The 13,073-nt window shown below is 44.7% G+C and carries 10 protein-coding genes; 4 read left to right on the forward strand and 6 right to left on the reverse strand.

The window, feature by feature from the left end; all coding sequences use genetic code 11:
• Positions 1–52: 52 nt before the first annotated feature.
• Positions 53–2,881, reverse strand: a complete 2,829-nt coding sequence (gene uvrA / locus NQ546_RS12060; RefSeq protein WP_004290862.1) for an excinuclease ABC subunit UvrA — start codon at positions 2,879–2,881, stop codon at positions 53–55.
• Between the two features lie 184 nt (positions 2,882–3,065).
• Between uvrA and NQ546_RS12065 the strand changes: the two genes are divergently transcribed.
• Both NQ546_RS12065 and NQ546_RS12070 read left to right on the forward strand, forming a co-directional pair.
• On the forward strand, positions 3,066–4,868 hold the full coding sequence (locus NQ546_RS12065) for a LysM peptidoglycan-binding domain-containing protein (protein WP_004290861.1): 1,803 nt from the start codon (positions 3,066–3,068) through the stop codon (positions 4,866–4,868).
• 54 nt (positions 4,869–4,922) lie between these two features.
• The gene (locus tag NQ546_RS12070; protein WP_004290860.1) at positions 4,923–5,609 is read left to right on the forward strand and encodes a porin family protein; all 687 of its coding nucleotides are present in this window, start codon (positions 4,923–4,925) and stop codon (positions 5,607–5,609) included.
• 96 nt (positions 5,610–5,705) lie between these two features.
• Here the strand turns inward: NQ546_RS12070 and NQ546_RS12075 are convergent, their stop codons facing one another.
• The 5 genes from NQ546_RS12075 to NQ546_RS12095 form a co-directional block, all read right to left on the reverse strand.
• On the reverse strand, positions 5,706–6,164 hold the full coding sequence (locus NQ546_RS12075; RefSeq protein WP_004290859.1) for a DUF4293 domain-containing protein: 459 nt from the start codon (positions 6,162–6,164) through the stop codon (positions 5,706–5,708).
• Positions 6,164–6,499: a DNA-directed RNA polymerase subunit omega gene (locus NQ546_RS12080; RefSeq protein WP_004290858.1), complete on the reverse strand. Its 336-nt coding sequence runs from the start codon at positions 6,497–6,499 to the stop codon at positions 6,164–6,166. Before NQ546_RS12080 ends, NQ546_RS12075 begins: the two co-directional genes overlap by 1 nt.
• A 54-nt stretch (positions 6,500–6,553) precedes the next feature.
• Positions 6,554–7,357: an outer membrane protein assembly factor BamD gene (locus NQ546_RS12085; RefSeq protein ID WP_004290857.1), complete on the reverse strand. Its 804-nt coding sequence runs from the start codon at positions 7,355–7,357 to the stop codon at positions 6,554–6,556.
• A 208-nt stretch (positions 7,358–7,565) separates the two neighbouring features.
• Entirely contained in the window at positions 7,566–7,991 is a 426-nt protein-coding gene (locus tag NQ546_RS12090) for a hypothetical protein (RefSeq protein WP_004290856.1), read from the reverse strand.
• A gap of 11 nt (positions 7,992–8,002) precedes the next feature.
• Positions 8,003–9,301 carry a phenylacetate--CoA ligase family protein gene (locus tag NQ546_RS12095; protein ID WP_004290855.1) on the reverse strand — a complete coding sequence of 433 codons (1,299 nt, stop codon included), beginning with the start codon at positions 9,299–9,301 and terminating at the stop codon, positions 8,003–8,005.
• Between the two features lie 435 nt (positions 9,302–9,736).
• Here NQ546_RS12095 and uvrB point away from each other — a divergent pair, with 435 nt between their 5' ends.
• Both uvrB and NQ546_RS12105 read left to right on the forward strand, forming a co-directional pair.
• The gene (gene uvrB, locus NQ546_RS12100; protein WP_039953358.1) at positions 9,737–11,797 is read left to right on the forward strand and encodes an excinuclease ABC subunit UvrB; all 2,061 of its coding nucleotides are present in this window, start codon (positions 9,737–9,739) and stop codon (positions 11,795–11,797) included.
• A gap of 82 nt (positions 11,798–11,879) precedes the next feature.
• Positions 11,880–12,938 (forward strand): linear amide C-N hydrolase, encoded by a 1,059-nt coding sequence (locus NQ546_RS12105; RefSeq protein ID WP_004290853.1) that lies wholly within the window; start codon positions 11,880–11,882, stop codon positions 12,936–12,938.
• The last annotated feature ends 135 nt before the right edge of the window (positions 12,939–13,073 follow it).

Here is a 13,073-nt window from a genome sequence, read left to right on the forward strand (position 1 = left end):
ATGAGCAAAAATCTTTTTCATCGTAGATTAATTATTTTTCCTCTTAAGATATTCAAATATGAAGTTCTTCTTTCAAGAACTTCGGAGTATATCCCTTCGTGCTCTTTGCCACTTCTTCGGGTGTACCGCAAGAAAGGAGTTCTCCCCCGCCCTTACCGCCTTCCGGTCCCATATCTATGATATAGTCTGCCATTTTGATAACGTCAAGATTATGCTCGATAACAACGACCGTATTGCCCTTATCGACCAACTTGTTCAGCACATTCATCAGCACGCGGATATCCTCAAAGTGCAGTCCGGTGGTAGGCTCATCAAGAATATAGAGCGTCTTGCCTGTATCCCGCTTGGAAAGTTCGGTGGCAAGCTTCACACGTTGGCTTTCGCCACCGGAAAGCGTGGTAGAAGACTGTCCCAGTTTTATATAACCCAGCCCCACCTCTTGAATTACCTTTATCTTATTCAGAATCTGAGGCACGTTTTCAAAAAATTCCACCGCGCGGTTAATTGTCATATCCAGCACATCGGCAATAGACTTCCCTTTGAAGCGCACTTCCAGGGTTTCCCGATTGTAGCGTTTGCCATGGCAGACCTCACAAGGAACATACACGTCGGGCAGGAAGTTCATTTCAATAGTTTTATAACCATTGCCCTGGCAGGCTTCGCAACGCCCCCCACTGACATTGAACGAGAAGCGTCCCGCCTTGTAACCGCGAATTTTAGCTTCGGGCAGACCGACAAACAAGTTACGGATGTCCGAAAAGACTCCGGTATAAGTGGCGGGATTGGAACGCGGAGTACGCCCCAACGGAGACTGATCCACATTTACCACCTTATCTATATACTCTAATCCTTCAATACTATCGTACTCCAAAGGGTCTTGAAGAGAGCGATAAAACTTCTGTGAAAGAATGGGTTGAAGTGTCTCATTAATCAGCGTAGACTTACCGCTGCCCGATACACCGGTCACACAAATCAATTTGCCAAGCGGGAACTCCACATCTACATTCTTCAGGTTATTGCCTTTGGCGCCACGCAACCAAAGACTATGACCGTTACCTTTGCGCCGTTCGGCAGGCACTTCGATGGCACGTTCGCCGTTCAGATATTGGGAAGTCAGCGTATGCGTCTGCAACATCTTTCCCGGAGTACCGGCAAAGACAACCTCTCCGCCCAACCGGCCCGCTTTAGGCCCCATATCAATAACATAATCGGCAGCAAGCATCATATCCTTATCGTGCTCCACCACGATAACAGAGTTGCCCATATCGCGCAGCTCTTTCAGTGAATGAATAAGCCGCAGATTATCGCGTTGGTGCAATCCGATACTGGGTTCATCCAAGATATACAGAACGTTGACCAACTGCGAGCCTATCTGTGTGGCAAGCCGGATGCGCTGGCTTTCGCCGCCGGAAAGACTGACGGCACTACGGTCCAATGACAAATAATCCAATCCCACATCCAGCAGGAATTTTAGACGGGTACGGATTTCCTTTAATATTTCGACAGCAATCTGTTGCTGCTTATTGCTGAGAAATTGGTCTACGTTCATCAACCAGTCATACAGCTCATTGATGTCCATTGTGGAGAGTTCATAGATGTTTTTATCATGGATGCGGTATGACAAAGCCTCTTTATTCAGTTTCGCTCCATGACACTCCGGACAAACAGCTGTCTTGGCAAACTGTTCTGCCCATTTCTGCGCTGTGGCAGACGCGTCTTTTTCCTGCAACATCTGAATGTACTTCACTACCCCCTCGAAAGTAACGAAATAATCGGATGACGTACCAATGAGCGAACTCTTTATCTTTATGCGTTCATCCGAACCATACAGAATCTCATCTATGGCATCATCCGGAAGTTCCTTGACAGGAGTTTTCAACGTGGCTTCATATTTCTCCAGCAATGCGGTAATCTGCCAAAATATCATACTATTCTTGGCTTTTCCCAAAGGTATAACAGCTCCCTCACTTATGGAAAGCTCACGATCCGGGATAACCTTGTCTATATCAATCTGATTCACCACACCCAGTCCTTTACATTTGGGACAGGCTCCCTGCGGAGAGTTGAAAGAAAAGTTATGAGGAGCAGGTTCGCGGTAAGACAACCCGGTTACAGGGCACATCAGGCGTTTACTATAATGGCGCACACTTTCATCTTGCACATCAAGAATCATCAGCAGTCCGTCTCCCTGACGCATGGCAGTGGCAACGCTGTTCTTCAAACGAGTGTCGTCTTTATCTGCCACAACCAGCTTGTCAATCACCACTTCTACATCATGATTCTTGTAGCGGTCCAGCTTCATGCCGGGAAGAGCCTCACGCACCACACCGTCTACGCGGACATAGAGATAACCTTTCTTCCGGACTTGCTCGAACAATTCCTTATAATGTCCTTTACGGCTACGTACCAGCGGAGCAAGAATGTAAATACGTTTTCCTTTATAATCATTCAGAATAAGATCAAGGATTTGCTCTTCGGTGTATTTCACCATTTTCTCACCGGAAACATAAGAATAAGCCTCACCGGCACGAGCGTACAGCAGGCGAAGATAATCGTATATTTCCGTTGTCGTACCTACGGTGGAACGCGGATTTTTATTGGTTGTCTTCTGCTCAATGGAAATCACCGGACTCAGGCCTGTAATCTTGTCTACATCAGGACGTTCCAGATTCCCCAGGAAGTTACGGGCATAAGCGGAAAAGGTTTCAATATACCGGCGTTGGCCTTCAGCAAATATCGTATCGAATGCTAAAGATGACTTGCCACTTCCACTCAACCCGGTGATGACCGTCAGGCTATTACGGGGAATTTCAGCATCAATGTCCTTCAAATTATGTACACGCGCTCCGTATACATTGATATATTCTGTTTCTTCTTGCATATTTTAATTAATGAATTTGTGCAAAAATAAAGGTTTCCGGCCGAATATCAGCCGAAAAGACATATTTTTCGGTTTTGAAATGCACAATATTATTTCTTAACGCAATCCTTTGGTTAAAATAGGACAATATTACTAACTTTGCAGCTACTTTGGGAAATTGTAAACATAAACCAACGATTACTGAATGAAAACTATCAATCGTATTTTCTGCTCCTTGCTGCTTGCCGGTGCATGTAGTTTCGGTGTAAACGCACAAGAAAACCAATCTTATTTTCTGCATACAATAGAAAAAGGTCAGAGCCTATATTCCATTGCCAGCATGTATAACATCAGCCAGGCAGACATAGTGAAACTAAATCCGGGAAGTGATGACAAGATATACGTAGGACGCACCTTACGTATTCCACGTACGGATGCCAATTCACAGAAAGAAACTTTCCACACCATAGAATCCGGTGAAACCCTTTACCGGCTTACCGTAAAATACAATGTCTCGGCGAAAGACATATGCGACGCCAATCCCGGACTGAGCGCAGAGAACTTCCGCATCGGGCAGGTTATCCGGATTCCATCCTCAACGGACGCGGCTACTGCCACAACGAACAACACCGGACTTTCCGCTACATCTCCCACCGGAAACACATCTGTCCAAGCTCCGGTGCAATCACGTTGCCGCGATATGCACAAGGTGAAACGGAAAGAAACCGTATTCAGCATCAGCCGGAAGTATGGCATTACGGAAGCTGAGCTCATTGCCGCCAATCCGGAATTGCAGGGGGAAAATAAAATAAAGAAAGGTTCATTTCTCTGTATCCCCTATCCTTCCACCCAGATACAGCAAAATACGCATCCTCAAGCGACAGCGCCAAGCGACAGTGAATTGTTCAGTGAGAACAAAAAGAGTAACGAGCGTATCAATGTTATCAAGGCAGCTGTTATTCTTCCGTTTTTATCTGACGGAGCAAGCAAAAGCGAATCTGCAAAAATGGTGGAATACTATGAAGGTTTCCTCATGGCAGTAGACAGTTTGAAGCGCACAGGCACTTCTATTGATCTTTTTACATACAGTACAGGCCCTTCCACCTCATCTCTGAATTCCATACTTGGCAAAAACGAGATGAAAGACATGGATATCATTTTCGGCCCGTTGCACCAACAGCATATCAAGCCGCTGGCCGATTTTGCCGACAAGCATGATATACGCTTGGTGATACCGTTTACATCCAAGGATAATACTGTATTCCGCAATCCGTCGGTATATCAGATCAATACTCCCCAATCCTACCTTTACTCGGAAGTGTACGACCATTTTGTCCGCCAGTTCCCCAACGCCAATGTTATCTTTATTGAAGCCAGTCAGGACACTAAAGACAAAGCGGAGTTCATAAAAGGACTGAAAGAGGAATTGCGCAACCGTTCCATACCCACAAAATCATTGAAGGAGGATGCTACCGTAGAGTCTATGAAAGCCGTATTACGCAACGATCGCGAGAATATTTTTATCCCCACTTCGGGAAGCAATATTACCCTAATCAAAATACTGCCGCAATTGACATTGCTGGTGCGCGAACAGCCTGACAGTCGTGTGCATCTCTTCGGCTATCCGGAATGGCAGACGTACACCAAAGACCACCTTGAAGCATTCTTTGAGCTGGATACTTACTTCTATTCCTCTTTCTATACGAACAACCTGCTGCCGGCAGCCATAACCTTCACAAAGAGTTATCGCAAATGGTATGGAAAAGAGATGGACGAGCGTTATCCGAAATTCGGCATGCTGGGGTTCGATACCGGCTATTTCTTCCTCAAAGGCCTATCCAGATATGGTTCGGGACTTGAAAAGAACTTGGATAAAATGGACCTTGTCCCTATTCAAACCGGCTTCAAGTTCCAACGTGTCAACAACTGGGGCGGCTTCATCAACCGGAAAGTATTCTTTGTACGTTTCACCAAAAACTTTGAGCTGATAAAGCTTGATTTCGATTAAAGACGATTTACAGCCATTCGATGACAAGCAACTCGTAAATTGCAATTTAAGAAAATGAGACTAAAAACAATTATAGGAACAGCACTTTTGGCAGGAACATGTGCCTTGCCGGCAAGCGCACAGATAGGCGAACAACGCCACAACTTTTCTGTGGGCATTAACGGCGGTATCAACCTGAATAGCGTAAGTTTCTCTCCCAGAGTCCGCCAGAATAACCTGATGGGTATCAATGGCGGACTGACAGCCCGTTATATTTCCGAAAAATACTTCAGTATGATATGCGGTGCACAGATTGAGTTAAATTTCTCGCAACATGGTTGGGATGAGTTTTATCAGGACTACCCCGAATTGCAATACACGCGTAAAATGAATTACATAGAAATTCCCTTCCTTGCGCATTTGGCTTTCGGCAAAGACAGAGGATTACAGTTTTTTGTTCATGCAGGTCCGCAGATAGGCTTTTTTCTTAGCGACAGTTACACAATAGGTGGCGATTGGGACAATTATACCGGAATAACCGTTGAGCAACACGATAAAGCCGTAGATAATAAGTTTGACTATGGTATCACAGGTGGAGCCGGTGTGGAGCTTCGTACTAAAATCGGGCACTTTTTGGTAGAAGGCCGATACTATTACGCTTTATCCGATTTTTACAGCAGTACAAAGAAAGACTACTTCTCCCGTTCGGCCCATGGGGTCATCACTGCAAAGATCACTTACTTATTCGATCTGAAGAAATAACAGTATAAACCTCTGACAATAATAAAAGCGGGACATGGTTTAAAACCATGTCCCGCTTTTATTGTATATATCCGTTTCTTATCGAAACAGTTTTTATTATCTTAATCTGTCTGCCGCTTTCACCATCAGTTCATCCCGATAGATGGAACGGAAAGCCAAATAGTTCAGTATGATACATACAGCCGGAAGGCACAAAGCCCAACCCAATTGGAAGCTCGTTACATTCAAATCTTCTTTCAAAATGAACACAAATACCACGAAAGCAATGTAATAACCAGTCAGCAGAAGGCTGCCAAAGATAGTCATACGGACTTGCAACATACGGTTACGGAATAGGAAGATAGTGCACAATGAGATAATCGCACTCAATAAAAGAATACCGAACAATCCCCATGTAGACTGAAAGCCACCATCGGCCAAAGTCACCCCCAACGGTTTGAAAACATGAGCCACTATCCCGTCCGAACCAATAAACTCTCCCGCCGGCAAACAAAGAGTTACAACCAGAAGGACAGTTACCAATAACAAATAAACGGATTGAATACGTTGTATCATTACTGCAATTTTTCTTTTTCCTTAGAAGGATTACGATAGTACACCTTACCCTCAAGATATTCCTGAGTAGCAATCAAAGTAGGTTTCGGCAACTTCTCATAATAACGGGAGATTTCAATCTGTTCGCGATTTTCAAACACTTCTTCAAGGTTGTCATTATAGGAAGCAAATTCCGCCAACTTCTTAGAAAGATCATTTTTAATTTCAACACTGATCTGATTGGCACGCTTACCAATAATCGCTACGGTTTCATATACATTACCTGTATCTTCACACAATTCCATCATGTCACGAGTAACCGTAGTAGTAGGAGCATTTGTCTTTCTGTAATCCATAATTTTTATCTAAATTAATTTTATTCTATAACAATAATATTCTCTTTTTATCTGTCAATCTTTCAATATTTTCTGCGCTTCTTTAAAGATACGGTCGGCATCTTTCATATATTTACTTTCAGGGAATTCATTCTTAAAAGCATAATATTCATCTACTGCTTCGCGATAGCGTTCCTCTCTTTTATCTTCCACACTGAATACCGCCATTTCATACTTGGCACGCAAGATGAGGATAGACAAATCCTCACGCATATTAGTATAAGGATAATCTTTCAAAGCATTCTGCGCCGTAATGACGCAAGACTCATAATTATTTCCTAAGTAATTGCCCAAATTATAATAGAGCTTAGCAGAAAGATATTCTTTCATAACCAATTTGTCCTGCAAAGCAAAAATCATGTTTTGAGCTTCGTCTTTCTTTGCGCTGTTCGGAAAATACTCCAAAAACATCTGTAATTGCTGGATTGCATTGTATGTACCGGACTGGTCCAAACGGGGTTCCGGCGTATCCAGATACAAAGCCTTTCCGGCATGAAAACGTGCCAGCTCGGTAAACGTACCACGCGGATACACATTGTAATATTGGGTGAATGTTTGAGCGGCAGTCTGATAATCATTCTGGTTATAATAACTCATACCCAGCATATAAAGTGATTCTTCAGCTTTGTCAGTACCTTTAAGAATGGCAATCAACTCGTTCAACAAAGTCGCAGCACGATTATACTGACCTTTTGCGAAGTAATTCTTTGCCGCTTCATACTTGTATTCGTAGTCTGTGCTTTTCAGCAACTTGTTGTATTCTCCACATGAGGAGAGCAGCAGTGCTGCAAGCAGAGTTATAAGGATGTTCTTCTTCATTACTTTTATTCAAATAATGCGCAAAGATAGAGGTTCATATCGAATTAAACAACGATACGCACCTTAATTTTTCAAAAACAAAGATGAAGAGGAATAATTTGGAGAACGAATGGGGAGAGAGAGTTTGATGTGTGTTTAGTGATTAATGATTAGGAGGCTATGCAACAAGAGAGCGCAATGCACTAATCATTAATCACTGATTTCTTTTTTACAGTTTATACAGATCGCTTGCAGCCAGCAGATCTACTTTTTTTTCCGTCAATACGCGAATACAGTTTTCCATATCGTTAGGACGGATAATGACATTGGCGGTCTGCCCATTGGCAAAAGAGTACATATATTCAATAAACACACCTTCATCGGACAGGCAGCGGAGAACTTTTGCCAATGAACCCGGGATATTGGGGCAACTGATTCCCACCACATCCGTTACATTGACAGCAAAATGATTATCCTTTAAAGCTTTATATGCTTTATCCGGTTCAGAGACAATGCCGCGAAGAATACCAAAATCAGCATTCTCGGCTATGCAAAGAGCAGAAAGGTTGACACCTTCTTTGGCAAGAACTTCCGTCACTTCCGTAAGGCGGCCTGACTTGTTCTCCAGAAAAATAGAAAGTTGTTTTGCTACCATAATATCTTGTTTTACAGTTTTCGGTTATCAATTACGCGTTTCGCTTTACCTACACTACGCTCGATGCTGCGCGGTTCCACCAACCGGACATCCACGCCCAAGCCTAATACGCTTTGCAAACGCGCTGTAAGTTTTTTCTTCAAGGCCAGCATCTTGTTAATCTCATCAGAGTAATATTCCGGACGGACTTCCACTTGCAGTTCCATAGTATCCGTATTGTTCTTTCGATCGACAAGCAGCAGATAATGCGGTTCAAACTCAGGCATCTCAAGAATAACAGACTCAATCTGTGTGGGGAATACGTTTACACCGCGTATGATAAGCATATCGTCACTACGTCCGAGGATGCGGTCCATGCGGACCAATGTACGCCCACAAGGACATTTGTCATAGTGCAAAGCCGTAAGGTCTTTAGTGCGATAGCGCAGCAAAGGCATTCCTTCTTTGGTGAGATGCGTAAACACCAATTCTCCTGTTTCGCCCGGTGCAACCGGCTCAAGCGTTTTCGGGTCTATGATTTCCGGGAAATAATGGTCTTCATTGAGATGCGTACCATGCTGGCACTCACATTCGTATCCTACACCGGGGCCGGCTATCTCGCTCAGCCCATAGATGTCATAAGCTTTTATTCCCAATTTCGTTTCAATGTCACGACGCATATTCTCTGTCCATGGCTCTGCCCCGAAAGCGCCGAACTTCAGTTTGAACTCTTCACGCGGAAAACCGGAGTCCTTAATGGCATCCGCCAGATACAGAGCATAAGAAGGCGTGCAACAAAGAACCGTCGAACCGAAATCATGCATCAGCGTTATTTGCTTCTCCGTATTACCGCTGGACATTGGAATTACGGAAGCACCGATATTTTCAGCACCGGCATGAGCACCCAGCCCGCCGGTAAAGAGCCCGTATCCGTATGATATCTGAAAAATATCCGAACTGCCGGCGCCATAAGCCGTAAAAGCGCGTGACAGACACTCCGACCAGGCCGAAAGGTCCTTACGCGTGTACCCCACCACAGTGGGCTTTCCGGTAGTACCGGAGGAGGCGTGGATACGAACTATCTGGCTCATAGGAACAGCACAAAGTCCAAAAGGATAGTTATCCCTAAGATCGTATTTCGTAGTAAAAGGCAGTTTCACAATATCGTCAATGCTGTTGATGTCATCAGGAGTGATTCCCAATTCCTGCATTTTCTTGCGGTAGAAAGGAGTGTCATGATATACACGCTCCACAGTCTTTTTAAGACGAATGCTTTGGATTTTACGAAGGCTTTCGCGATCCATACATTCGATACTCTCATTCCAAATCATGTTTTTGTTGTATTACATTAATGGTTGTTATTAATTTGATACCGCAAAGATATGTTTTACTTACGAATTCACAAATTTTCAACACAAAAAACTCCAATGTTTTTTAAAAGCCTGAAAAGTATTATATAATTACATAAGCGCCTTTATTCCAGACTTGCCGGCAATGACTCAAAGAAGGAGCCCCATTCAGTCAGGGACTGAAAGGCAATGACTCACTGACTGAAAGGCACTCAGTCAGTGAGTCATTGCCACCCTTGCAGGAGCATGTTCTGAGAGGGGTATGGAAGTGGTGGTACATCATAGTATTTTTTATATACATTTCATTCATTTTTCCGTTTTATGGAGCAAGGAGTTATGGGAGTAACCATGTTTTTCGATACATTAAGTTGCTTTATTTTCATACCTTTCCTATCTTTGCCCGACAATCCTGATGAAATGAACAAATTCGAGTTAACATCCGCCTATCACCCTACCGGTGACCAGCCGGAAGCAATTGCACAACTTACCGAAGGCGTGCGTGAGGGAGTTCCCGCACAGACCTTACTTGGTGTAACAGGTTCCGGAAAAACGTTTACCATTGCCAACGTCATAGCCAACATCAACAAACCTACGCTCATATTGAGCCATAACAAGACGCTGGCAGCACAGTTGTACAGCGAGTTCAAAGGATTCTTTCCGAACAATGCGGTAGAATATTATGTGTCCTACTATGATTATTACCAGCCCGAAGCCTATCTTCCTTCCTCAGACACTTACATAGAAAAAGATCTCGCTATCAATGACGAAATTGACAAACTCCGGCTTGCCGCCACTTCCGCCCTGCTTTCCGGGCGCAAAGACGTGGTGGTAGTCTCTTCCGTATCATGTATTTACGGTATGGGAAATCCGGCAGACTTCTATAATAATGTAATCGAAGTGCAACAAGGAAAGAATTACAGTCGCAATGTATTTCTCCGACGACTTGTAGACAGCCTTTATGTCCGTAATGACATAGACCTGAACCGCGGCAACTTCCGCGTGAAAGGTGATACGGTAGACATCTACCTGGCCTATGCCGACAATCTTCTGCGCATCGTTTTTTGGGGAGATGAAATAGACAGCATCGAAGAGGTGGACCCGGTGAGTGGTGTTACGATAGCCCGGTTCGACGCCTATAAGATATATCCCGCCAACTTGTTTATGACAACCAAAGAAGCCACCTTGCGGGCTATCCATGAGATAGAAGACGACTTGCACAAACAAGTGCAATGGTTTGAGAACGAGGGGCGCCCTTTCGAAGCCAAACGCCTGCAGGAACGTGTAACTTACGATATGGAAATGATGCGCGAATTAGGCCATTGCTCAGGCATAGAAAACTATTCGCGCTATTTTGACGGACGTGCGGCAGGCACCCGTCCCTACTGCCTGCTGGATTTTTTCCCCGAGGATTTTCTCATAGTCATCGACGAAAGCCATGTGAGCGTTCCGCAGATACGTGCCATGTATGGCGGCGACCGCGCCCGAAAGACAAACTTGGTAGAATACGGTTTCCGGCTTCCCGCAGCAATGGACAACCGTCCGTTGAAGTTCGAGGAGTTTGAATCAATGGCAAAACAGGTTATATACGTCAGCGCCACACCTGCCGATTACGAACTGATGCAATCTGAAGGTATTGTTGTAGAGCAGGTAATCCGTCCGACCGGCTTGCTGGATCCCATTATCGAAGTACGCCCCAGCCACAACCAGATAGACGACTTAATGGAAGAAATTCAGTTACGCATCGAACGCAACGAGCGCACGCTCATCACCACTCTGACCAAGCGCATGGCAGAAGAATTGACGGAATATCTTCTCAATAACAACGTGAAGTGCAACTATATCCATAGTGATGTGGATACACTGGAGCGCGTAAGGATTATGAGTGATTTACGCGAAGGCGAATATGACGTACTGGTCGGCGTCAATCTTCTACGTGAAGGACTGGACTTGCCGGAAGTATCCCTTGTTGCTATTCTGGATGCGGACAAGGAGGGATTCCTCCGTTCCCACCGTTCGCTGACGCAGACTGCCGGACGTGCCGCCCGCAATGTTAACGGCATGGTCATCATGTATGCCGACAAAATTACGGAAAGCATGCAACTGACCATCGACGAGACCAACCGCCGCCGCGAAAAGCAACTGAAATACAACGAAGAACATGGCATCACGCCTCAACAAATCAAAAAAGCCAAAAGTCTCAACGTATTCGCCGGTACAGAAGGATTTGCCGAAAGTGGAACCGGAAAGGAAAAACTGTCAGGAAACGCGCCCCGTCCTTATGTGGAACAAGAGAGTACCTCCATGCTCGCCGCAGACCCTATTGTTCAGTACATGAGCCGCAACCAGCTTGAAAAGAGCATCGAGCGCACCAAGAAACTGATGCAGGAAGCTGCCAAGAAACTCGACTTCATCGAAGCGGCGCAATATCGTGATGAAGTGCTGAAAATGGAAGAACTGCTGAAAGAAAAAAAAGAATAGAATCTAAAAAAGCGGTTTACACGAAACTGTTTGATGCCACATTTGTTACTCCTTGTATATAAATCATTTAATCAACAAGATTATGAATACAAAAAGAGTAGCGGTAGCATTGGCAGTCTTAGCTGCCTTATTTTCCTCAGGCGTACAGCAAGCGGACGCATGCACGCGTGCCACTTACATCGGACCGGACAATATGGTTGTCACAGGTCGTACAATGGACTGGAAAGAAGATATAATGAGTAATATTTATGTCTTTCCCCGAGGGATACAAAGAGCCGGATACAATAAAGGCGAAACAGTGAAGTGGACTTCCAAATACGGCAGTGTCATTGCAACAGGCTACGACATCGGTACGTGCGACGGCATGAACGAAAAAGGGTTGGTAGCCAGCCTTCTGTTCCTGCCCGAGTCTATATATGATCGTCCCGGAGATACCCGTCCGACAATGGGCATCAGCATTTGGACGCAATACGTACTCGATAACTTCGCCACCGTACGCGAAGCCGTAGACGAACTGAAGAAAGAGACATTCCGAATCGATGCTCCCCAAATGCCGAACGGTTCGGCTTCCACCCTGCATCTGGCTATTACGGACGAAACGGGAAATACCGCTATCTTGGAATACCTGAACGGAAAGCTTAATATTCACGAAGGTAAAGAGTATCAGGTAATGACCAACTCACCCAGATATGAATACCAATTAGCCATTAACGATTACTGGAAAGAGGTCGGTGGATTGCAGATGTTGCCGGGAACCAACCGTTCCAGCGACCGTTTTGTACGCGCATCATTCTACATCCATGCCATTCCGCAGACGGCAGACGCTAAGATTGCAGTGCCCAGCGTATTGAGCGTGATGCGTACCGTATCCGTCCCGTTCGGAATTACCACACCGGACAAGCCTCATATCTCTTCCACCCGCTGGCGTTCGGTCTCCAATCAGAAAGACAAAGTCTATTATTTTGAGTCAACTCTCACTCCTAACCTATTCTGGCTCGATTTGAAGAAAATAGATTTCAGCCCTAAAGCCGCTATAAAAAAACTATCGCTGACCAACGGAGAAATATATGCAGGGGATGCCGTAAAGGACTTGAAGGAAAGTCCTTCTTTTACCTTTTTATTCCAAACGCCTGTTCTCTGACAAAACCTCATAAAACTTTATTAAAGATATACATAAAGGACCGTACCTTACAGACAAATGAAGGCGGTCCTTTTCTGCATACCTGTTTTTCGCGTTATACTTAAGCTTTTCTCGTGATTTTTCCGTATGTTTGTA

Source organism: Bacteroides eggerthii (assembly GCF_025146565.1).
Taxonomy (GTDB): Bacteria; Bacteroidota; Bacteroidia; order Bacteroidales; family Bacteroidaceae; genus Bacteroides; species Bacteroides eggerthii.

Bases quoted from the DNA above. Each gene is read 5' to 3' on its own strand.
- uvrA (WP_004290862.1), bottom strand. From the start codon at position 2,881: ATGCAAGAAGAAACAGAATATATCAATGTATACGGAGCGCGTGTACAT.
- NQ546_RS12065 (WP_004290861.1), top strand. From the start codon at position 3,066: ATGAAAACTATCAATCGTATTTTCTGCTCCTTGCTGCTTGCCGGTGCA.
- NQ546_RS12070 (WP_004290860.1), top strand. From the start codon at position 4,923: ATGAGACTAAAAACAATTATAGGAACAGCACTTTTGGCAGGAACATGT.
- NQ546_RS12075 (WP_004290859.1), bottom strand. From the start codon at position 6,164: ATGATACAACGTATTCAATCCGTTTATTTGTTATTGGTAACTGTCCTT.
- NQ546_RS12080 (WP_004290858.1), bottom strand. From the start codon at position 6,499: ATGGATTACAGAAAGACAAATGCTCCTACTACTACGGTTACTCGTGAC.
- NQ546_RS12085 (WP_004290857.1), bottom strand. From the start codon at position 7,357: ATGAAGAAGAACATCCTTATAACTCTGCTTGCAGCACTGCTGCTCTCC.
- NQ546_RS12090 (WP_004290856.1), bottom strand. From the start codon at position 7,991: ATGGTAGCAAAACAACTTTCTATTTTTCTGGAGAACAAGTCAGGCCGC.
- NQ546_RS12095 (WP_004290855.1), bottom strand. From the start codon at position 9,301: ATGATTTGGAATGAGAGTATCGAATGTATGGATCGCGAAAGCCTTCGT.
- uvrB (WP_039953358.1), top strand. From the start codon at position 9,737: ATGAACAAATTCGAGTTAACATCCGCCTATCACCCTACCGGTGACCAG.
- NQ546_RS12105 (WP_004290853.1), top strand. From the start codon at position 11,880: ATGAATACAAAAAGAGTAGCGGTAGCATTGGCAGTCTTAGCTGCCTTA.